We start from the raw sequence: 21,657 nt of genomic DNA on the forward strand, positions 1-21,657 counted from the left end.
CTAACAATAATAGGATTATACTATGAAAAAGAATTTTATTAACAATAATAAGAAATTTTATTTTTTACTTCTTTTATTGATTTTAGTAATAGTTATGATAATCTCCTGTAAAAAGGTTAATATTTTAAGCCCTACACATATACCGCCTCCAACCGATTTTAGAATACCTGAAGACTCAATACCCGGACATGTAGATGTTACTCCGATGCCTGCACAAAACGGTGAAGTATTCGGAAGTTTTAGTAAGAAGTTTAAATATCAAGGCAAATGGTATATATTGGCTGGCTATATGTATAACTATGACCCTAAAAGCAAAACATTAACTAAAACAGCTAATAATGTACTTTTAGAAATAGATAATAATGCAAATATAAATATATATGCTAAAAATGTTGATTATTCTATTTTTAGCAGACTAAAAAATATATCAGTAATAGAAAATGATAAAATTATATATGAACCTGATACATGCGGAAGTTTCTTTATGTCAAATATTTCTGTGCTTGGTGATAATATTATCAATTCCATAGTATATGACAGCACATATTATACATCATCAGATTTATTTAATTGGCAGACAAACGGTTCTGCTGATAATGTACGCTATAAAATGCCTACACCAAACCCAAATAATCCAAATGAAAGTTTTCAGGGAGGATATGGAATGGGTGTATCTAGTTTTTTTCAATTTAAAGATTATATATATTTAATGGGATTAAAAGAAACTTTTTATGAGCAGAATCCTTCAGGTAGAAGACCTGTTAATGCTCCGTCATATACAGTAAGCAAAAATTATTATTACAGAATACATAAAAGCAAAGATACTTCTGTAGGAGCTAATTGGGAGAAAATAGATAATACTCCTTGGGGTGAAAGAAGCGGAGCCGAAAATAACTATGGTTATGACATTGCGATTGATAAGGATAAAATATATTTTACAGGAGGATATAGATGTTATTATGAATATGATCCTTCTATTAGTAAATGGCGTCTAAGAGTAGAAATCCTTAGAGATGATAAAAGGATATGGTCAAGTACAGATGGAGTACATTGGACTTTAGAGCCTAATTCAGATGCTTATAAAAAAGCTGAAAAGATTGATATTCTTGATAATACTTTTAAAGGATTAGACAAATATTTGCCAAACAGAATAAAAACTCCTGAAGAGCCTAATTGGGTAAAACTAGATAATGGTATATATTATAAATCAGATAATACATATTCATATAAGGGAATTGATGGAAAAGGATATTATTATCCTGAACCTCCTTATGCAGAAATAGATGCAGCATATAAGAGAGGTGAAGAATATTTTACTGTTTCAGAAACTCATTTGAAAGGAGCAGGTAAGAATCAATTTTTTGCCGCAAGAGAAAAACCTAATGAAGCTGACAGCTGGAAGCTTATTACTCCAATAGATTATACAGATAATTTAATGGTATGGCAGAGCGGCGGTGAGAAAGTATTGCTTAATATTAATAATAAAGTAATACAGCTTGTAGATTATTATCAAATAGATATTATGCTTAAAAGCCCTCCTATTCAATCATATACTACTTTGCTTAATTATTTTAGAGAATGGGCAAAGAAGTTCAGAGAAGGTTATTATGATTCTTTCCAAGGTGGTTTTATTATTGATATCCAGACTGCTATGTATTATGATGCTAGAGCTGATATGGTAGAGGCTTATATGAAGAATTATAAAGAATATATTATGCCTGATGATGCTATTACGCATTATACTGTGGAGTTTAGATATTAAAATAATGTTTCAGATACTATTAATAAATTAAACAGATTAAAAATATTAATTTTAATTACCGCATCTTAATTTATTAATAGTATCTTTTTTATTATCACTGTCAATTACAGCACTTCCAGCCACAAGGAAATTTGCCCCTGCCTCAACTACCCTATTGCAAGTTTTTAAATTAACTCCGCCGTCAACTGCCAGCATTATGTCTCTATTACCAATCATTTTTTTAGCTTCTTCTATTTTTTTTAATGATGATTCGATAAATTTTTGTCCTCCAAATCCAGGGTTAACACTCATTATAAGTACATAATCTATGTCATCAATGATAGGCTCTATAACATCAGCTCTAGTATGCGGATTAAGAACAATACCCGCTTTAATATTATGTGCTTTGATTTGATAAATAAGTCTATGAATATGAATATTTCCTTCAAAATGCACACTTATGATATCAGCACCAGCTTCAGCAAAATCATCAATATGCTTTTCAGGATTTACTATCATAAGATGAACATCAAGAGGTATTTTACTTACATTTTTTATATCCGAAACTATTTTAGCTCCGAATGTAATCTTCGGAACAAACGCTCCATCCATTATATCCAAATGAAGATAATCGCTTCCTGCTTCTTCAAGTTCTTTTATAGTATTTTCTAAATTTGAGAAAGATGCTGTAAGTATTGAAGGTGCTATATTAATTTTATTCATGAAGTTTTCCTTTTTTAATAAATAATTAATTTAATAATCATATTTTTTTTAATCTGCTTATTTTTTTAATAGATATACTTGCCATTTCTATTTTATCCAATGCTTTTTTGGCAGCATTAGTTTCTGCTTCTTTCTTACTTTTACCTATACCCAAAGCAAAATTTTTATCATTTACAAAAACTTCAGCTTTGAACATCTCATGATTATTATCATCATAATACTCATACGATTTATATATAGGACTAGTTTTATGTTTTTTCTGTATAAGTTCTTGGAATATAGTTTTATAATCTTTATCAAAGTTTTCAATATCCAAATTACTAAGTCTTTCTTCATAAGAACGCATAACAAATTTGTACGCACTTGTAATGCCGGAATCTAAATATATTGCTCCAACTATGGCCTCAAATAAATCTTCAAGCATATTATCTCTATACCTACCGCCTGAAGCTTCTTCGCCATGTCCCAAAAGCAGAAAATCTCCAAGTTTAAGTTCTTTTGAAATATCAGCCAAACTCTTTTGAGATACTAAAGAAGATTTTACCTTAGATAATAATCCCTCTTTACTGCTGTTGTATTTTCTAAATAGATAATCTGATATAACAAGAGAAAGCACAGAGTCTCCTAAAAACTCCAATCTCTGATTATATTTCAACTTCTTTTTGGATTCATTAGCATAAGTTCTATGAGTTATAGCCTCCAACAGATAAGCTTTGTTTTTAAACTCATATTTTATAGCCATCTGACAATTATTTAAGATTTTATCTATATTCATAACCATATCTGCCTAACAGTATTGTATTTATAATACAATGAATAAAATAACAGTCAAGAAAATAATATAATTTTTTAATATTTTTTAATAAATAAAAATTCTGTATATAATTTATTTCAAGTTAAACATATATATATTATCATATTTTTAATTATGCATTAAAACATTATAAGACATACCTAGTTCTATACACAAAAATAGGAAAAATATATAAATCAATATATTTAATATAATTTGACTAATTATTTTTTTATTATAGAATAATTTTACTATGGAAAAAATTATAAGAAGAACTGCATTAACTATAATATATACCTTGTTATTATCTATAATAGCAATTTCAATTATATTCATACCAAAAGGCTATGATTTTTATAAACATTGCAAAGAATACATAAACAAGCCATTCTCAAAAGACGAATTATCCATAAACGAAGAGAGAGCTTTAAAAATATATGACAGAAACTCTATACTGATATCAACTATATTTCCAAAGCATGGAGGATTTTTTGAAGAGGTAAAATATAAAGACTTATCAACAAATTTGATTAATGCTGTAGTAAGTGCAGAGGATAAAAATTTTTTTAACCACAACGGAATAGACTATAAAGCTATAATAAGAGCATTTTTATCAAATTTAATAAGCGGAAAGGTAGTTTCAGGCGGAAGTACAATTACTCAGCAGCTAGCTAAAAGTATAATTCCTCGTGAAAGAACATATATTAATAAATTCTATGAGGCACTTGATGCTGTAAGACTAGAAAAAAATCTCACAAAAGAAGAAATACTCACTGAATATTTAAATAGAGTATTTTTTGGAAACAACTGTTACGGAGTTGGTGCAGCAAGCGATCTGTACTTTCATAAAAAAGTTAATGATTTAAATAATAATGAATCTGCAATGCTTGCTTCTATAATAAAGTCTGGTACAAAGTTTAATCCATATAAATACGAAGAGAGATTAAAATCAAGAAGAATATATGTATTAGGAGAGATGAAAAATAATAACTTTATTACAGAAGAAGATTATAATAAAAGTATTAATGAAAAATTAAATATATATAATGATAAAGATAAATATACTTTTAAAGCCCCTCATTTTACAATGTATGCTAGAGAATCACTTGAGCAGTTAAAATATACAGGAGTAACAGAATTAAGAACTACATTAGACTATAATATGCAGAAAGAAGCAGTTTTGGTTATAAGTAATTCGAGTCAGTCGCTTCATACTTTCAATGTACGCAATATTTCATGCGTAATACTTAATGCCAAAACAGGAGAAGTGCTTTCAATGATAGGCTCTATGGACTATTTTGATACAGAAACACATGGGGCAGTGAATGGGGCAACTGCATTAAGACAGGCTGGAAGTACATTAAAACCTTTTATGTATGCTTATATATTTGATAAAGGGGAATCACCTGCTTCTGTCATAGCCGATATTAAAACTTATATCAATTCACCCGGCGGAGATTATATACCAGAAAATTTTGACCATAAATATAGAGGTCCTGTTACTATAAGAGATGCATTAGCTAATTCACTTAATATACCTGCTGTAAAATGGCTTGCAAGATACAGTATAAGAGATTTTCAGAACATACTTTTAAAATCAGGATTAAGCTCTATAGATAAAAATCCAGACTATTACGGATATTCTTTAGTGCTTGGAAGTGCCGAAGTTCGTTTGATAGATTTAGCTTCTGCATATACAATATTCCCAAACTCTGGTACATTTATCAACCATTACTCAATCACTTCATTAAAAAAAGCAAACGGAGAAGTTATAACACTTCCTAAAAAAACAACTAGAAAGGTAATATCAGAAGAGAGTGCATATTTAATAACAAGCATACTCTCTGACAGAAATGCTAGAATGGGTTCTTTTAGAAGTTATAAAGGAATAGTATATCCGTTTTCTATAGCAATAAAAACAGGAACATCAAAAGGATCAAGAGATGCATGGGCTGTAGGGTACACTAAAGATTATATAGTGGGTATTTGGCTTGGAGATTTTGCTGGAAGCGAGATGATTAATATAACAGGCGGAAATGGTGCTGTGCCTATACTTTATGATTTATTTACTATGCTTAATAAAAGTCAGAAAGAAACTAAATGGGATAAGCCAGATACTATAGTAAAAAGAGAAATATGTCTCATAAGCGGAAAACTTAGAGGAGAGTTCTGTAAAGAAACAAGAGTTGAAGAGTTCTCTCATATAAATGTTCCAAAAGAAGAATGCGATGTTCATAACTTATATATAAAAACAAATTCTGACGGATCTCTTACAGAAAAAGTTTTTATTAATCTTCCTAATGAATATAATGGTTGGATAAGAGAACAGCAAATAGAACGCCCTACTTCAGAATGGACAAAAGTTAATAATATCTATGCATATAATAGAATGAAAAATAATAATCAAAACAGTAATTTAGAAAGTATAAATCAAGAAAATAGTTTTGATTTAAATTCAGCTGATAGAGTTCAAATGAATGTAAATAATATAAATACTTATAATGCTTCATCTGAAATAAAAACAGATAACAATATAAACAATATAAAAGAAAGGCTTTCAATAAAAGAGCCAACAGATAACTCCGTATACAAAATAGATTCAACTCTTCCTATAGAATATCAAAACATATTCATATCATCGTATATACCAAAAAATATTATAAATGCTACACTATTTTGCAATAATGAAGCTATAGCTAATATTAATGACTTAAAAAAAGAATATATAAGATGGAATCTAAAACAAGGTGATTATACTTTTTACATAGAAGCAAAAACCGATGATGGAGCGACTGTAAAAAGTCCGCTTGTTAAAATACATGTACAGTAAAAAAAAACAGTATTGATAATTTTTTTAATGTCGATAATATTAATAGTGTAATATGTATTTTATGGAGTTTTATTTATGTTGAATAAAAAAATTATTTCTATACTATTAATGCTTTCTATGGCTTTCTCTTTGCAGTCAGCTTACAAAAGCAATCAATATATGAAAGTTATAGATGTTAAAGGAAGAGTAAAAATATCTTCTCAAAAAGCTATAGTAAAACCTGCACAAAACGGAGATTTATTATTCAGTAAAGATAATATTTCTACAGAAGGAGATTCATATCTTACTTCATATTTAGAAAGTAATAATATATTCAAAGTTAAAGAAAACTCTTCTTTAAATATAGATGAATCTTATGATAAAACAGGAAATACAAAACTCCATTTAAATAAAGGAGATTTTTTAATAGCAGCTTCATCTAATGCTAAACCAGACTCTATTATCGTTTCTACTTCAAATGCTAATATTAAAGTATCCGGTATAGCAGCTGTTACATATACTAATGGAAATACAAAAGCACAATTTCTATACGGAGACGGAGAAATCAATGGTACTAAAGTTAATCAGTTTATGGAAGCTAATATAGATAATTCAAATAAACTATCTATAAAAGATATAGAATTAAATCAAGACTTAACTAATACTATAAATGAAATAATTTCAATGCCTTATGTTGAAACTGTGGTTCCTGAAAAAATAGATATTAGTAATATCAAAAATCAAGTAAATACTGAGACTAATACGGCAGCAGAAACTATAGATTATGTAGGCAATACAAATGAAAATATAACTACATTCATTATTACTAATGAAACAAAAAGATAATTTTTAAATATATAAAAATAATTCCGATATACTATTAATTAAATATTTTAAAGAGTTAAAAAATTGAACAGTAAGACAGCAGAATTTTATAAGAAATTTCAATATTGTATTTCATCTGATAAAGAAATAGCTAAAAGAGAAGAAGAGATATTAGAAAATATAATAAATATGTCTAATAAAGAAACTGCAGCTTATATGAGACAGTATGCAGCAAAATTAGCTTCTTATCGTAAGAACTTTTTAGATTCAGAAACTGCAGAACTTATATGTAAAATACTCGTAGAAATAAGTTTTGTATTAAGAATACAATATATTAATTATTTGAAGGATAAAGAAAATAATACATTAAGAAATGATGATTATGATGTAAATAATTTATCTAAAATACTTCAGATTCTTATATCAGAAATAGCAATGATAATATATACAAAAGAATATGAAACAAATAATATATTCAATAATTTTTATGCTTTAAAATCTAATACTATAATAGGGCACTGCCTAAGAATATTTTTTATGATAATTGAAGCGACATGCTTCTTTAATAAGAAAATTAGTAAAGGGGCAGCAAACAAAATGAGAATTGACTTTAAAAAGACATATTATAAATTCTCAGAAAGGATATATAAAAGATATAACTTAAACAATCCAAATACATTAGACTCAAATGTAAAATTTGGTGTAAGAAAAATAGAAAACGATACTATTTCAGAAATTGCCATAGGAGTATTAATGCATGATATTTCTTTGGATAAACCCAAAGATTATATACCTATACAAAGTGAAGAAAAAGATAATCATTCCATAAAAGACTATGGTTTTGCTAAATATTTTATGCGTGGTAATGAGGGAGTTGCTTTAACTGTATCGCTTCATCATGAATATTATAGTCATGGCTACGGACTTTTTACAGAATTATACAAAGCCGTATTAAGAAGAAATCCTAATCATAAAATAGAATACATAGTATCTTATGATTATAAAGATATATTAACATTGCAAAGTCTTACATATCTTCCTGCCAAAATGCTTGAAGTAATTGATGTTTATGATACTCTTACAATGAATATGAATAAAACTCCAAAAGAAGCTGTTTCTTTTATGATAGAAAATTTCTTAGAAAAAGAGATAATGCTTGATCCTATAATTACAGATATATTTATAGAATATTTAAAAGAAATAAAAAAAGCAAAACTATAATAATTTAAAAATAACTTTTAATAATTTCTTTTATTCCATCTTTATCCAATTTATAAATTTGTAAAAGCTCATTTCTTGCAGCAACTTCAAAAAACTTATCAGGTAAAGCATGAATTTTTACACTTTTACATATTTCATTATCAGACATTAACTCCAATACAGCACTTCCAATTCCGCCTTTTTTTATACTTTCTTCTATTATCAAAACTTTATCAGCTTTTCTAATCATATTTAAAATAGTTTCCTCATCAAGAGGCTTCAAAGTAGAAAGATTCAATATTGAACAATCAAAATTAAGTTCATCAACAGCATCAGCTATATCAATGAGTGTAGGACCATAACTAATAATAAGATTTTTTTGTTTATTATATTCTCTTACAATATGTGCCTTTCCTATTTCAAAATTATCAGATACAATATTTTTTTTCAATTCTCTTAGAGATGCTTTATTATACCTCATAACTGTAGGACCTTTATATTCTATACATTTTTTTATCATATCCCTAAAATCTTTCTCTCCAACCGGAGCCATAATTGTTATATTAGGTACAATTCTTAAAAAAGATACATCAAATACACCCTGATGAGTATCTCCATCTTCAGGAACAAGCCCAGCCCTATCTATCATAAGTTTAACATTAGCATTCATTATACCAATATCATGTATAACCTGATCATATCCTCTTTGCAGGAATGTAGAATACAAACATACAAAAGGTATTATACCATTTTCAGAAAGTCCTACAGAAAAAGTAATAGCATGCTGCTCGGCTATTCCTACATCAAAGAATCTGTATTTAAAAAGTTCAGCATATTCAGTCAAACCTGTACCTGATTCCATAGCCGCAGTTATAGCAACAATATTTTTATTTTCTTCAGCTGCTTTTATTATACATTCGCCTGCCAGATTAGAAAAAGTTTTTGAAGAAGACTTATTTTTCAATTCTCCTGTTTCTATATTGAAAGGAGCTATGCCATGAAATTTAGCAGGATTTTCTTCTGCTATTTTATATCCTTTACCTTTAATAGTATTAACCTGAACTAATCTAGGACCTCTTATTAATTTTACTTTCTGAAAAGTGCTGATTAAATCTTCAAAATTATGTCCATCAACAGGTCCGAAATATTTAAATCCCATTTCTCTGAAGGCAATTCCCGGAGCAACAAAAGTCCTTATAGCACCTTTACCCCTATCTATAAATTCATTAGCAATATCTCCAAAAGGCAATGCAGATACAAGTCCCCTAACCTTCTCTGATGCTTCCTGAACTAAACTATCATTTAATGTTGTATTTAAAAATTTAGATACAGCACCTATATTTTTACCTATAGACATTTCATTATTATTTAAAACAATTATTATATCTTTATTTGTATTTGCAATATTATTCATAGCTTCTAAAGCCATTCCGCCTGTCATAGCACCGTCACCAATAATAGCTATAACATCACCCCTAAGTCCTAAAATTTCTTTTGAACAAGCAAGACCGTAAGCAAATGATAATGAAGTAGATGAATGTCCTGTTTCCTCAATATCATGCTCTGATTCTATTCTTTTAGGAAAACCTGATATACCGCCATAAGTTCTTAAAGTATTAAATTTATCTTTTCTTCCTGTAATAATCTTATGAGTATATGATTGATGCCCTACATCAAATATAAAAGCATCTTTAGGAGAATCAAACAAATAATGCAGTACCAAAGTTAAATCTACTACGCCTAAATTACTGCCTAAATGTCCTCCTGTATTTGATACATTATTTATCAAAAATTCTCTTATCTCTGAAGATAATAATTTCAACTCTTCTATATTCAATTTCTTTATATCAGAAGGAGTATTAACATATTCTAAGTACATATACAGCCCTAAAATTAAACTTATAAATTTATATTATAACCATAAAACATTTTATTTCAATATACCAAAAATATATAAATTATAAATTTATACTTGATTTTTTTTATATATATGATATAATCCCTTCAATTTGTAAAGAACAGGATAAAAAATGAAAAATATATTTCTTAAGCACAGGATAATTTTTTATTTACATACCTATTTTATTTGTTTATTTAAATTTACGAATTTGGAATTTTTTAAAAGGAATAAGGTTGTTATCTTTAACAATTTTATTCCTTTTTTTTATGCTGAATTTCAATAAAAATAATTAACTATTTTTTAAGGGAGAAATAATGAGGAACTTTATATCTATCAAAGAGTTATCAAAAGAGGAAGTTATTGAAGTATTAGATGTAGCTAAGGAATTGGATAACACTGATAGTAGAGAAAGAAGGAAGATTATGGACGGAATGATAATGACTAGTATATTTTTTGAGCCTTCTACTAGGACAAGATTATCATTCACATCAGCTGCTTACAGATTAGGATGCAAAGAATTAGGATTTGATAACCCAGAACAAAGTTCCATAAAAAAAGGAGAATCTTTAAGAGACACCATAATTATGGTTTCTGCATATTCAGATATTATAGTTATGAGGCATAGTATTGATGGAGCTGCTAAATTTGCTGAAGAAGTTACAAACTGTCCTATTATAAATGCCGGAGACGGTGCTAATGAACACCCTAGTCAAACTCTATTGGATTTATACACATTAAGAGAAGAATTAGGAAGTATAGAAAATAAAAAAATTGCTTTTGTAGGAGATACAAGATACGGAAGAACTGTTCACTCTCTAGTAGATGGATTAATGATGTTTAATGGAGAGTTTTATTTTATATCCCCTGATGTTATACAAATACCCGATTATGTATTAAAAGAGTTGGATAATGCACAAATCAAATATAAAAAACTTAGTAATTATGAAGAAGTATTAAAAGAAATAGACTGCCTATATATGACTAGAATACAAAAAGAAAGATTTGATGATATTAATGAATATGAAGAAGTAAAAAATGCATTCAGAATATCAAAAGACGATATTATAGGAAAGTGTAAAGAGGATATGATAATACTTCACCCTCTTCCAAGAGTTGATGAAATTAATATAGATTTAGATAATACCAAATACGCTAAATATTTTATACAGGCCAGAAACGGAGTGCCTACAAGAATGGCTATGATGGCTTTGGCTACAGATGTTATAAAATCTAAGGTGAAAAGAAAAGAAATGAATTATGAGGTTGTAGAAAATAAAGAAATAGTTTGTCCAAATAATAAATGCGTTACACATTTTGAAGAAACAAAAAATAGAGTTGTGAAGAAAGGATACGGAGATTTCTGTTATTACTGCAATAGAGAAATAGGTAAATAAATTATTAAGGTAAATTATGATAATCAAAAATGCTAAAATACCGAACAATGAAAAAATAGTTTCTATAATAATAGAAAATGGAAAAATAAAAACTATAGATTCTGATAACAGCTTTGAAAAATACAAGTCTGATAATATAATAGATGCTAATTTCAATTATGTGCTTTCAGGAATAATAGATCCGCATACACATATGAGAGATCCCGGACTCACTCATAAAGAAGATTTTAATTCCGGTAGCAAAGCATGTGCAAGAGGCGGGATTACAGTATTTTTGGATATGCCTAATACTGTACCAAATACTATTTCAAGAGAAAATATCATTTTTAAAAAATCTATGATGATTGGAAAATCTTATGTTGATTACGGATTTCATTTCGGAGGAAGCAAAGCAGATAACAGCAATGATATAAAAAATATTATCAATGATGCAGCATCAACAAAAATTTTCTTTAATGCTTCTACAGGAAATATGCTTGTAGAAGATGATAAAATATTAGAAAAGTTATTTGAAGTTTCAAAAATAGTTACAGTTCATGCAGAAGATAAAATGGTTGATAAGGCAATAAAAATAGCAAAAAATACTAATACTCCATTATACTTATGCCATTTATCACTAGAAAGCGAAATTGAATCTTTAAAAAAAGCAAAAGACTCAGGAATGATAATTTATGGAGAGGTTACTCCTCATCATTTATTTTTAAATACTGAAGATGTAAATAAAAATGATAGAAATAAAATGCTCCTTAGAATGAAGCCTGAATTAAGAGAAAAATCAGATAATAAAGCATTATGGAAAGCGATATCAGATGGTACTATAGATACAATAGGAACAGATCATGCTCCTCATTTGATAAGTGAAAAATTAGAAAAACTTACATTCGGCGTTCCTTCTGTTGAACATTCGCTTGAATTGATGCTTAAAAAAGTTAATGATAATACTATAGATTTAAAACTGCTTACAAAAATTATGAGTGAAAAAGCAGCAGAAATTTTCTCTATGAAAGATAAAGGCTTATTAAAAGAAAATTATGATGCTGATTTAGTAATAATAGATTTAAATGATCATTCAGAAATAGAAGAAAAAGATATAATCACTAAAGCAGGCTGGTCTCCTTATATAGGTTTTCAAAGAGGAGGCAAAGTTTTAACTACTATAGTACGCGGAAATATAGTATATGATAATGGAAAATTCACAGACAGCTTTATAGGAAAAGAAATAACTTATAGTAATTAAAGCTATATAAATGATAAGTTTATAACTTTATTTGTAAAATATAAAGTGTATGAATATAAAATAACTTTTTAAATTTAATTATTTACAATTTTATATTTTCTTATTAGTAATATTAGCAATAATAATAAATGATATTGATTTTAATTTTTATACATTATAATATTTCTTTTATAAAAAAATAATGAGAGGAATTAAAATGATAAAAATTTTTATTACTATTTTATCAAGTATTATAATTATAAGCTGCACAGCAAATAACAATAATACCGCAGCAGAAATAAAACTAACAGATTATTCAGACAAAAATAATTGGCTTAATATCCCTTCAACATCAAATGAAGCAGATGTATTTTATCTATATCCTACAACATGGAGCAGAGCAAATTCAAATGACAGTATAGTATGTCCTATAGACTATGAACCTATGAGAAAAACCGTTACCAATTCTATGCTTGAACAAACAGGAATATTTGAAGAAACAGCAAATGTGTATGCTCCGTTTTACAGACAGGCTGATGCTTTATACTTGATGAATACAAATAATAATATTAGTAAAGAAGAACAGGATAAGTATTTTTATTCTTCACCAAAAGAAGATGCAATAGCAGCATTCGATTATTATATTAAAAATTATAATAATGGAAAACCCTTTATATTAGCAGGACATTCTCAAGGGGCTATGATGATAAAACAAATATTAATTGACTATTTCAAAACAAATGAAAATTTAAAAAACAAAATGATAGCAGCCTATATATTCGGATATTCAGTTACAAAAAAAGACTTAGATGAAAATCCTCATTTGAGATTTGCAAACGGAGAATATGATACAGGAGTGATAATTTCTTATAATACAGAAGCTCCTGATTTTAATGGATATAACCCTACACTTCTTGAAGGAGCCATTTCAATAAATCCTATATCTTGGACATTAGATGAAACTCTAGCTTCAAAAGAACAGAGTTTAGGTGCAAATATATCTCATAATTATGGAAATCCTAAATCCAACATAGTTACAAATGCAGGAAAACCTTCAAAAATAGCAGATGCCAAAGTAGATAAGGCAAGAGGTGTTGTAAAATGCAGCACTATAAATCCTGATGACTTTTATGTAAGAGGCGGAGGAATTTTTGAAAAAGGCGTTTACCATGTTTATGATATTGCTCTTTACTATTATGATTTAAAAGAAAATGTAAAAAAAAGAGCGGGGGCTTTTTGGAAATAATTATAAATAAAAAATGGACAGGATAATATATTCTTTATTATCCTGTCCGCAACATGGTTTATAAAATATAAATACGATATTGTCAAAAATTAATTAGCTACGAATTCTTTTCCTCTCTTGTCTAAAACATTCAAACTTATAGCATTAAGTCTTACAGTCTCATAATTGTCTATCTCTAATATTTCTACAACTCCTACAACCTCTATCCAATCCTGAGGATTAGGTATATTGCCTTTATAATCAAATTCAAAACCCGCAACACCATCATATCCGCAGCAGCCCGGACCATATCTGAATACAAAATTAAGTTTCTCTCCCGTATCCTCATCTGTAAATCCGTCATATATGCCTTCTAATTTTATTAATTTACCCCTATAATCTTCAGGATTCAAATAAACATCATTGCATTGATTTATAAACATTCTCTCTTTTATTTCTATGACATTATTCATATCTAAACTTGATGCATCTATTTTATCCTGTTTAAGCTCATTATTATCTGCTGAATTATCAGAAGACTTGCTTTGAATACCGCTGTAGTCATATTTTTTCTTTGGTATATCAACATAATTTTTTTCTATATCAAACCAACCGTCATTGTACTCTTTTTTTGAACAAGAAGAAAATGCCAATAATACAAAAAATAAAAATAATAATTTTTTCATAAAATATTCCTCCTTTTTTATTTTACACCTAATCTTATAAACCTTCCTACAATGGAAAATATTAAAAGCATAGCCAAATTCACCATAACAATACATGCCCCTGTAGGATATTCAAGTTGAAAAGAAGCTATTATGCCTATAAAAAAGCAAAATACAGATAATACAGCTGATGAAATTACTACACTCTTAAAAGTATTAAATACACGCATAGAAGTAAGTGCCGGAAATATTATCAAACTTGATATAAGCATAGCACCCATCATTCTCATACCTAATACTATAATCAAAGAAGTGAGTATAGATATAAGCATATTATAAAATTCGGCATTTATTCCAACCGCACGGGCAAAATTCTCATCGAATGTTACCAAAAATATCTTATTATAGAAAAGAACATAAAGCACTATAACGACAATACTTACGGCAATACTTATATAAACATCGCTCTTACTCATAGCAAGTATACTTCCAAACATATAATTACATACATCTGTATTTATTCCTGTTTTCATAGTAATAGCAATGATACCTACCGCTAAAGATACGCTTGATATTAAAGCAATAGCAGCATCTCCTTTTATTTTACTGTTTTCGCTTAACCTTAAAAGCAGTATTGAAGCTATAGCAACTATAGGTATTGAAAGCTGAAACGTAGAAAATCCAAACATAAGTGAAAGAGATAAAGCCCCAAATCCTACATTAGAAAGCCCAATACCTATCATAGAATATCTTTTTAAAACCAAATTAACGCCTAAAAGTGCAGCACATAATGATACCAATATACCAACTATAACTGCCCTCACAATGAAGGTATATGAAAAAAGTTCCTGAATCAAAGCAATCATCTCATATCCTCCCCTGATATTCTTTTATATATATCTGTTTTTATATAGTCATCAGTACTTCCAAAGAAAAGAATATTTTTATTTATATGAAGTATCTTATTAGAATATTTAACTGCATTCGATATATCATGAGAAACCATTATAATAGTTACCTCATCATTCAATTTTTTTATTAAATTATATAAATCAGCAGTAGCTATTGGATCAAGCCCTGTAGAAGGCTCATCAAGTATTAATAATTCTTTAGCAGAACATAATGCCCTAGCCAATGCTACCCTCTGCTGCTGTCCTCCTGATAAATCTTTATATGACTTATTTTTTAAATTTTCTATATTAAGTTTTTTCAAATTATCCAAAGTTATTTTTTTATCTTTAGAAGTATAGAAAGGAAGAAACTTCTTTTTATTTAATCTCCCAGAAATCACAACTTCAAATACACTTGCCGGAAATGATTTCTGCACTATTCCCTGCTGAGGCAGATATCCTACTTCATTTTTCTTTATAATATCAAAAGAAATAGTACCTTTTTTAGGCTTGATGAGTCCTAGTATAGTTTTTATTAAAGTAGTTTTACCTGAACCATTTTCGCCTATTATTGAAAGGTAATCTCCTTTGCATAAAGAAAAATTGATATTGGATAATACCTCATTATTGTCATAAAATACTGATAAATCTTTAATATTCAACATCAATTTTTCACCCTTTCATATTAATTTAAGCCTTTTTTCAAACTCTCTAAATTATCCCTCATTATAGATAAATATGTAACACCTGAATCAAATTCTTCTTTACTTACATTTTGTCCTGAATGAAGCTTCAATTTTTCTGCACCTGTCTGTTCAATTAATGTATTTGCTATTTTTTCATTGCTTAATTCTATATAATACAAATAAGGTATATTATTATCTTTGATATAATTTATCAAATAGGCAATAGTTTTCGGACTCGCATCAAGCTGACTGCTGCAGCCGTTAAAAGGTGCTCTATATTCCAATCCATATTCTTCTGCCAAATATCTAAATGGAAATCTATCTCCGAATACTATGTTTTTTCTTTTAGATGAATTTACTGCATTTCTTATTTCATTATCTAAAACTGTTAATTCCTCATTATATTTGTCAGCATTTGATTTATATATATCAGTATTATCAGAATCAATTTCAGACAAAGCATTGCATATTGCACTAACCATTAACTTAGCATTTTTAGGAGAAGTCCATATATGTTCATCATAAATGCCTTCATGTGTATGACTTTCTTCAGCAGCATCTTCATGTTCATTATGATTTGCTTCTTCTTCATGATTATGATCCGCATCATGCTCCATACCTTCTACAATTTCTTCATCTAATGCTTTTACATAATCTATAAGTCTAACTATTTTTTTCCCATTAGTATCCATAGAAGATACAACTTTTTCAGCCCACTCTTCACTTTCGCCGCCTATATAAATAAATACATCAGCATTTTGTATATCTATAACATCTGCAGGAGTGGTACTAAATGAATGAATTTCTATACCGGGTTTTACTATCATTTGTAAATTTACATTATCTCCGGCTATATTTCTCGTAAAATCATATATTGGAAATATTGTAGTTACAACTTTTATTTTATTGTTTTCTTCATTGGTATCATTACCATTTGATGACTTATTAGTATTACATGAAATAGATAATACTGATATAATAAAAATTAAAATTAATATTTTCTTTATCATAATAAAAAATCCTTTATATTAAAAATTATAATAGTAATGTCAAATATAATTATTAAAAATAATAAAGGATATAAAATCAATTTGTAAGTTTTACCTTTAACCTAATAGGAGTCTTATTCAAGTAAAATATCTTTTTTCTTGTTCCTAAGAAAAATATGCATGAAACAGATAAATATATTATTACTGAATTATATATATTATGAAATTTTACTATTTTACTTACAGTTTTTACTATAGAAAATATTTCCATACAAGTTTCACAATCTGCATTTAAATGATGATTATGATGATATGAATGATAAATTATATAAAATGCTGGAAAAACATATATGGATATGATAAAAACAAATAATATTAATACTAATCTCATAATATTATCATTATAATTGATAATAAATAATTGTCAATTATAATGAATATTTATTTTTATTGTTCAATATAAAATAATAATATTTCCAATTATAATTCAATATATAAAACAGGGCTGTCTATACCTGAAAATATAGGTATTTCTATTAAAAATGCATCTTTTAAATCATAAACATTAACATCTTTTATATCATCATAAGAAGAAAGATAACATGAACTTACTGTAGGTATATAATCTTTTGAAACTATTAATTTCATTTTCATAGAGCTATACATAGATTCATATTCCTTATATTCAGATGTATTTTGAGAATCTTTAAAAGGCATAAATGAAAATTTATTTCCATTTCTTACAGGCAGCAATGAATTGATATCTTCTGTTATATCTCTTTCTTTGATAATGCCATTTACATAAAGCCCTATTTCATTGTCATTATTTATATGCTTGAATTTAAAATTTCTAGGATAGGAATCTCTAGCTTCATTTTCCATATCTTTCAATATTTCTTCATAATAATAGTCAGGAACAGCATTTTCATAACCTTCTGAATATGCGGCTAATTCTATTAAAGATTTAGATACAGTAACTATCGCAACAACTGTTACATTTTTATCTTCATCTATAGTTACATATTGTGTATAATCTAAACAGCTTACAAAAAACAAAGAAAGAAATAAAATAAGTACAATATTTTTCATAAAAAATCCTTAATTTTTTAATATATGATATCATAAAAAATAATAAATAACAATCTAATATTACATTTTACTATTGATATTTATTTTATGATATATTAAAATCAGTTTCAATAATCATATAAATATTTTCGGAGTTATTATATATGTCAAAGTTGATCGATAAAAAATTATCAGATTATATTAATGATGTTGATAGTTCTCTTCCTGCTCCGGGAGGCGGAAGTGTTATGGGAGCTGTAGGAAGTTTGGCTTGTGCATTAGCAGGTATGGTCGGATATCTTACAGTTAATAAAAAAAAGTTTTTAGAATTATCTCAGCAGGAACAAGATAATTTTAATAATGCTATAGAAAATATAAGAAATATTAAATGCAGACTAATTGAAATAGTTGATAAAGATGCAGAAAGTTTTAATGCTTTTATGGAAGCTATGAAACTTCCTAAAAATACAGAAGAAGAAAAAACAAAAAGAAAAAGTGCAATATCTGAAGCTGCAAAAAAAGCTATAGATATTCCTTTCAATGCTTTAAAATCATGTTACGAACTGATGCCGTTTTTTGAAACAGTGATTAAATATGGAAACAGTAATGTTATTACAGATATTGCTTCGGCTTATATTTTAGCATTTGCATGTGCTAAGGGTTCTGTACTTAATATTAATATAAATATACCTCTTATAGAGGATAATGTATTTTTAAATAATATAAAAACAAATACAGAAAAATATATAAATACTGTGGAAAATAATTTTTATAATATAGAAAAGCAAATATTATTATTTAGAATATAACAATAAATCATATTTATTATATTCTTTTTATCTAAAATGATGTTATAAATGTAAGATTTGTTATACAAAATTCTAATTTTATTTTTTCATATTGATATTTTATTCATATTATGATAATCTTTCAATAACAACAAGGGTTTATAAAATATATATTTGAATAAAAATGTATTAGATTATCTTTATTTTTTAATCTAATATATATATAAATGATTTTTATATTTTATTCTTTGACTATATTTTTATAATTTTATTCTTCAAAATCTCTTTATTCTTAACGTTAGTTATATGTATTCTTTAATAGGAGGTTCGAATGAGTATAACAACTAAACACATGATATCCTTAAGTGAAGAGGAAAAGGAAAAAATCAAAGAATTTATTAAAAAGGAAGGAAAATCAAAAAGACTTATTTCTAGAGCAAATATCATTCTGGCATTAGATGAAAAGAAAAACACAGGACTTACACATACTGATATAGCTAAGCAGTATAATGTTACTTATCACACTGTTGTAAACATTATTAATGAATATGTGAAATCTGGTTTAGATGAAACTCTAACATACAAAAGAAATCCTAACAGCAATAGAAAAAAGAAACAAGCCAATTAAAATGAATGATAATTTTATGTGCGGGAAGAAAGTATATTTTCTGAAGCCATCTTTAGAACTCTCGCACATGAAAGAATATCCGCATCTATATATTTAAACATATACTCTGCATTTTCATATACATTGCTTATCAAATTAATGCCGAAATTTATACCTGTATCAATGCTTCCTGTCATAGCTAAATCATCTGTAATAATAACTCCATTAAATCCTAATTCATTTTCTAATATATCAGCATATTTTCTTGACATACTAGCAGGATACCTATTATCTATATATTTATTTTTTATATGAGATACTAAAATCATTTCAGCACATTCCTCTATACCGCTTTTAAATGGGATAAATTCATTTGATAATAATTCATTCGTAGTTTTATCAATTATAGGAAAATCATTATGAGAATTAACTATGGTATCTCCATGACCTGGAAAATGTTTTAATACACTTATTATACCAGCATCTCTTTGGGCTTTTACTGTATTTGAAACCATTTCTGCAACTATATCTGCATTAGTAGAAAAACTTCTGTTATATAAATAAGAATTTGTATCGCTAGGTATATCGCATAATGGTCCTAATATTACATTAATGCCTAAATCAAGTAAAAACTTTGATTTTTTGTATGCTATATCATATGCATATTCAATACTGTTTGAATCCCCTATATTTTTTGGAGATATATCTTTAAGAGGGTCAAATGCTATACGGTTTACTTCACCGCCCTCTTGGTCTATAGAAATTAATATATTTGAGTTAACATATTTTCTTAAATCACTTGTCAATTTCCTAAGTTGTTTTTCATCTTTTATATTATAATCAAAAAGTATTACTCCAATTATATTATTTTCTTTAAGAGTCTTAATTGTTTCTTCTGAAAGAACTTTATCCTTTATTCCTACCATAAGTAAAAGTCCTATCCTTTCTTTTTTACTCATTTTAGATACTTCATCTATATAATAGCTTAAGTCTGGATATTTCTCTTTTAATTGATTTATATATATCTTTTCATTTAAGATATTTGATGTTGTTTTACAGGCATATACTATAAATAAAATTATTATCAAATACAATAGAGCCTTTACAATTTTTTTATTAATCTTAATAGTTTTGAACATAACACAGTATCCGTTTCTTTTATATTAGTTTCTATAATATTTTTTAATTTATTTATATCTCTATAATAATTACTTGAAAGTACATTAACGGCATAATTAATAATATTTTTATCATTATTAATATAATCTGTCATTATAATACCTTTAAACTTCATATTATTAAATAAAAAATCTCTATATTTATAATTATCTTTTATATGAGGCATTACTATAATATCAGCCTGAGCCTTGATACCAGCCAAAAAAGTTTCTCTGTTATCAATAATACTTTCTATATTCTCCGTATCTTCATCTATATATAACTCATCATCATAGTATTTTGGAAAATATTTTAATGCAGTTATAAGACCATTATCTTTATATGCTTTTACTGTACTATATATCAAATTAGAAGCAAGTATCTTATCATCTGAAAATATATGCTCTTTAAGATGAGATTTTTCATTACAATAAGTATTACATATTGGAGATAAAATCATATTAATACCTATAGATTTTAATTTTGAAGCTCTTTCGTATGCTATTTTGTATGCATATTCTTCGCTTTCTCTCTCGCCTATATAACTGGAAAAAACTTTAAACTTCTTATCATAGTATATACTGGAAGTGTTTTTATAATCCTGATCTATTGCTATAAATATTTTTCTTTTAATCTTTCTTTTTATTTTTTTTATTATTTTATCAAGACTTTCTATATCCAAATTATCTATATTTATTATTATGCCTGATATATTGGTTTTGTTTATTATATCTATCAAATTATCATCATAATTTTTTACCGATATTATAAATGGTATTTCTTTTTTATTTTTAATGTTTTCTTTATTATTATTATTTTTCAGTACAATATTAAAATTGTCATAAAGATAAATAAAAATAAAAAATAAAATTAATAATAATATTGAAACTATAACAATGTAAATCATTATTTTTATAATACTTTATTTATATAATATCTTCATATATACTAATTTTATTATTTATAAAAATTAGTACTTT

Annotated in this window: 20 protein-coding genes; 9 read left to right on the forward strand and 11 right to left on the reverse strand. The window is 26.9% G+C overall.

The genetic code is table 11. The features are described from left to right. Nucleotides 1-22: 22 nt before the first annotated feature. The gene (locus BFL38_RS05510) at nucleotides 23-1,762 is read left to right on the forward strand and encodes a hypothetical protein (protein ID WP_069726119.1); all 1,740 of its coding nucleotides are present in this window, start codon (nucleotides 23-25) and stop codon (nucleotides 1,760-1,762) included. 51 nt (nucleotides 1,763-1,813) lie between these two features. Here the strand turns inward: BFL38_RS05510 and rpe are convergent, their stop codons facing one another. Further along, nucleotides 1,814-2,464, reverse strand: a complete 651-nt coding sequence (gene rpe / locus BFL38_RS05515; protein ID WP_069726120.1) for a ribulose-phosphate 3-epimerase — start codon at nucleotides 2,462-2,464, stop codon at nucleotides 1,814-1,816. Nucleotides 2,465-2,501: 37 nt separating this feature from the next. Further along, nucleotides 2,502-3,239, reverse strand: coding sequence for a ribonuclease III (gene rnc, locus BFL38_RS05520; protein WP_069726121.1), 738 nt, complete (start codon nucleotides 3,237-3,239; stop codon nucleotides 2,502-2,504). A 271-nt stretch (nucleotides 3,240-3,510) separates the two neighbouring features. Here rnc and pbpC point away from each other — a divergent pair, with 271 nt between their 5' ends. The 3 genes from pbpC (at nucleotide 3,511) to BFL38_RS05535 (ending at nucleotide 8,112) form a co-directional block, all read left to right on the forward strand. Then, a complete protein-coding gene (gene pbpC / locus BFL38_RS05525) occupies nucleotides 3,511-6,087 on the forward strand; it encodes a penicillin-binding protein 1C (RefSeq protein ID WP_069726122.1) in 2,577 nt (858 codons plus the stop codon). 75 nt (nucleotides 6,088-6,162) lie between these two features. Next, the gene (locus BFL38_RS05530; protein WP_069726123.1) at nucleotides 6,163-6,912 is read left to right on the forward strand and encodes a FecR domain-containing protein; all 750 of its coding nucleotides are present in this window, start codon (nucleotides 6,163-6,165) and stop codon (nucleotides 6,910-6,912) included. 63 nt (nucleotides 6,913-6,975) lie between these two features. Continuing rightward, nucleotides 6,976-8,112, forward strand: a complete 1,137-nt coding sequence (locus BFL38_RS05535) for an HD-GYP domain-containing protein (RefSeq protein WP_069726124.1) — start codon at nucleotides 6,976-6,978, stop codon at nucleotides 8,110-8,112. A 4-nt stretch (nucleotides 8,113-8,116) separates the two neighbouring features. On the opposite strand, the gene dxs is transcribed toward BFL38_RS05535, so the two are convergent. Beyond that, a complete protein-coding gene (gene dxs / locus BFL38_RS05540; protein WP_069726125.1) occupies nucleotides 8,117-9,970 on the reverse strand; it encodes a 1-deoxy-D-xylulose-5-phosphate synthase in 1,854 nt (617 codons plus the stop codon). A 335-nt stretch (nucleotides 9,971-10,305) separates the two neighbouring features. Between dxs and pyrB the strand changes: the two genes are divergently transcribed. From pyrB to BFL38_RS05555, 3 genes are all read left to right on the forward strand, one after another. Beyond that, nucleotides 10,306-11,385 (forward strand): aspartate carbamoyltransferase, encoded by a 1,080-nt coding sequence (pyrB, locus tag BFL38_RS05545; RefSeq protein ID WP_069726126.1) that lies wholly within the window; start codon nucleotides 10,306-10,308, stop codon nucleotides 11,383-11,385. A gap of 16 nt (nucleotides 11,386-11,401) precedes the next feature. Beyond that, nucleotides 11,402-12,622: a dihydroorotase gene (locus tag BFL38_RS05550; RefSeq protein ID WP_069726127.1), complete on the forward strand. Its 1,221-nt coding sequence runs from the start codon at nucleotides 11,402-11,404 to the stop codon at nucleotides 12,620-12,622. 196 nt (nucleotides 12,623-12,818) lie between these two features. Beyond that, on the forward strand, nucleotides 12,819-13,847 hold the full coding sequence (locus BFL38_RS05555; RefSeq protein ID WP_069726128.1) for a DUF3089 domain-containing protein: 1,029 nt from the start codon (nucleotides 12,819-12,821) through the stop codon (nucleotides 13,845-13,847). Between the two features lie 89 nt (nucleotides 13,848-13,936). Here the strand turns inward: BFL38_RS05555 and BFL38_RS05560 are convergent, their stop codons facing one another. The 6 genes from BFL38_RS05560 to BFL38_RS05585 form a co-directional block, all read right to left on the reverse strand. Continuing rightward, nucleotides 13,937-14,512, reverse strand: a complete 576-nt coding sequence (locus tag BFL38_RS05560; protein ID WP_069726129.1) for a TIGR03943 family putative permease subunit — start codon at nucleotides 14,510-14,512, stop codon at nucleotides 13,937-13,939. Nucleotides 14,513-14,529: 17 nt separating this feature from the next. After that, nucleotides 14,530-15,357, reverse strand: coding sequence for a metal ABC transporter permease (locus tag BFL38_RS05565; RefSeq protein ID WP_069726130.1), 828 nt, complete (start codon nucleotides 15,355-15,357; stop codon nucleotides 14,530-14,532). After that, nucleotides 15,354-16,046 carry a metal ABC transporter ATP-binding protein gene (locus BFL38_RS05570; RefSeq protein ID WP_069726131.1) on the reverse strand — a complete coding sequence of 231 codons (693 nt, stop codon included), beginning with the start codon at nucleotides 16,044-16,046 and terminating at the stop codon, nucleotides 15,354-15,356. Before BFL38_RS05570 ends, BFL38_RS05565 begins: the two co-directional genes overlap by 4 nt. Before the next feature lie 20 nt (nucleotides 16,047-16,066). Continuing rightward, entirely contained in the window at nucleotides 16,067-17,077 is a 1,011-nt protein-coding gene (locus BFL38_RS05575) for a metal ABC transporter substrate-binding protein (protein ID WP_069726132.1), read from the reverse strand. Nucleotides 17,078-17,153: 76 nt separating this feature from the next. Beyond that, entirely contained in the window at nucleotides 17,154-17,447 is a 294-nt protein-coding gene (locus tag BFL38_RS05580) for a hypothetical protein (RefSeq protein WP_069726133.1), read from the reverse strand. Nucleotides 17,448-17,536: 89 nt separating this feature from the next. Beyond that, nucleotides 17,537-18,145, reverse strand: a complete 609-nt coding sequence (locus BFL38_RS05585; RefSeq protein WP_069726134.1) for a hypothetical protein — start codon at nucleotides 18,143-18,145, stop codon at nucleotides 17,537-17,539. 143 nt (nucleotides 18,146-18,288) lie between these two features. Between BFL38_RS05585 and BFL38_RS05590 the strand changes: the two genes are divergently transcribed. Both BFL38_RS05590 and BFL38_RS05595 read left to right on the forward strand, forming a co-directional pair. Beyond that, nucleotides 18,289-18,933: a cyclodeaminase/cyclohydrolase family protein gene (locus BFL38_RS05590; RefSeq protein WP_069726135.1), complete on the forward strand. Its 645-nt coding sequence runs from the start codon at nucleotides 18,289-18,291 to the stop codon at nucleotides 18,931-18,933. Between the two features lie 310 nt (nucleotides 18,934-19,243). Further along, on the forward strand, nucleotides 19,244-19,540 hold the full coding sequence (locus BFL38_RS05595; protein ID WP_008724686.1) for a helix-turn-helix domain-containing protein: 297 nt from the start codon (nucleotides 19,244-19,246) through the stop codon (nucleotides 19,538-19,540). Nucleotides 19,541-19,554: 14 nt separating this feature from the next. On the opposite strand, the gene BFL38_RS05600 is transcribed toward BFL38_RS05595, so the two are convergent. Further along, the gene (locus BFL38_RS05600; protein WP_069726136.1) at nucleotides 19,555-20,658 is read right to left on the reverse strand and encodes a glycoside hydrolase family 3 N-terminal domain-containing protein; all 1,104 of its coding nucleotides are present in this window, start codon (nucleotides 20,656-20,658) and stop codon (nucleotides 19,555-19,557) included. Next, a complete protein-coding gene (locus tag BFL38_RS05605) occupies nucleotides 20,622-21,584 on the reverse strand; it encodes a glycoside hydrolase family 3 N-terminal domain-containing protein (protein ID WP_083249391.1) in 963 nt (320 codons plus the stop codon). Before BFL38_RS05605 ends, BFL38_RS05600 begins: the two co-directional genes overlap by 37 nt. Nucleotides 21,585-21,657: the final 73 nt, after the last annotated feature.

Origin of the sequence: Brachyspira hampsonii (assembly GCF_001746205.1) — a bacterium.
Classification (GTDB): Bacteria; Spirochaetota; Brachyspiria; order Brachyspirales; family Brachyspiraceae; genus Brachyspira; species Brachyspira hampsonii_B.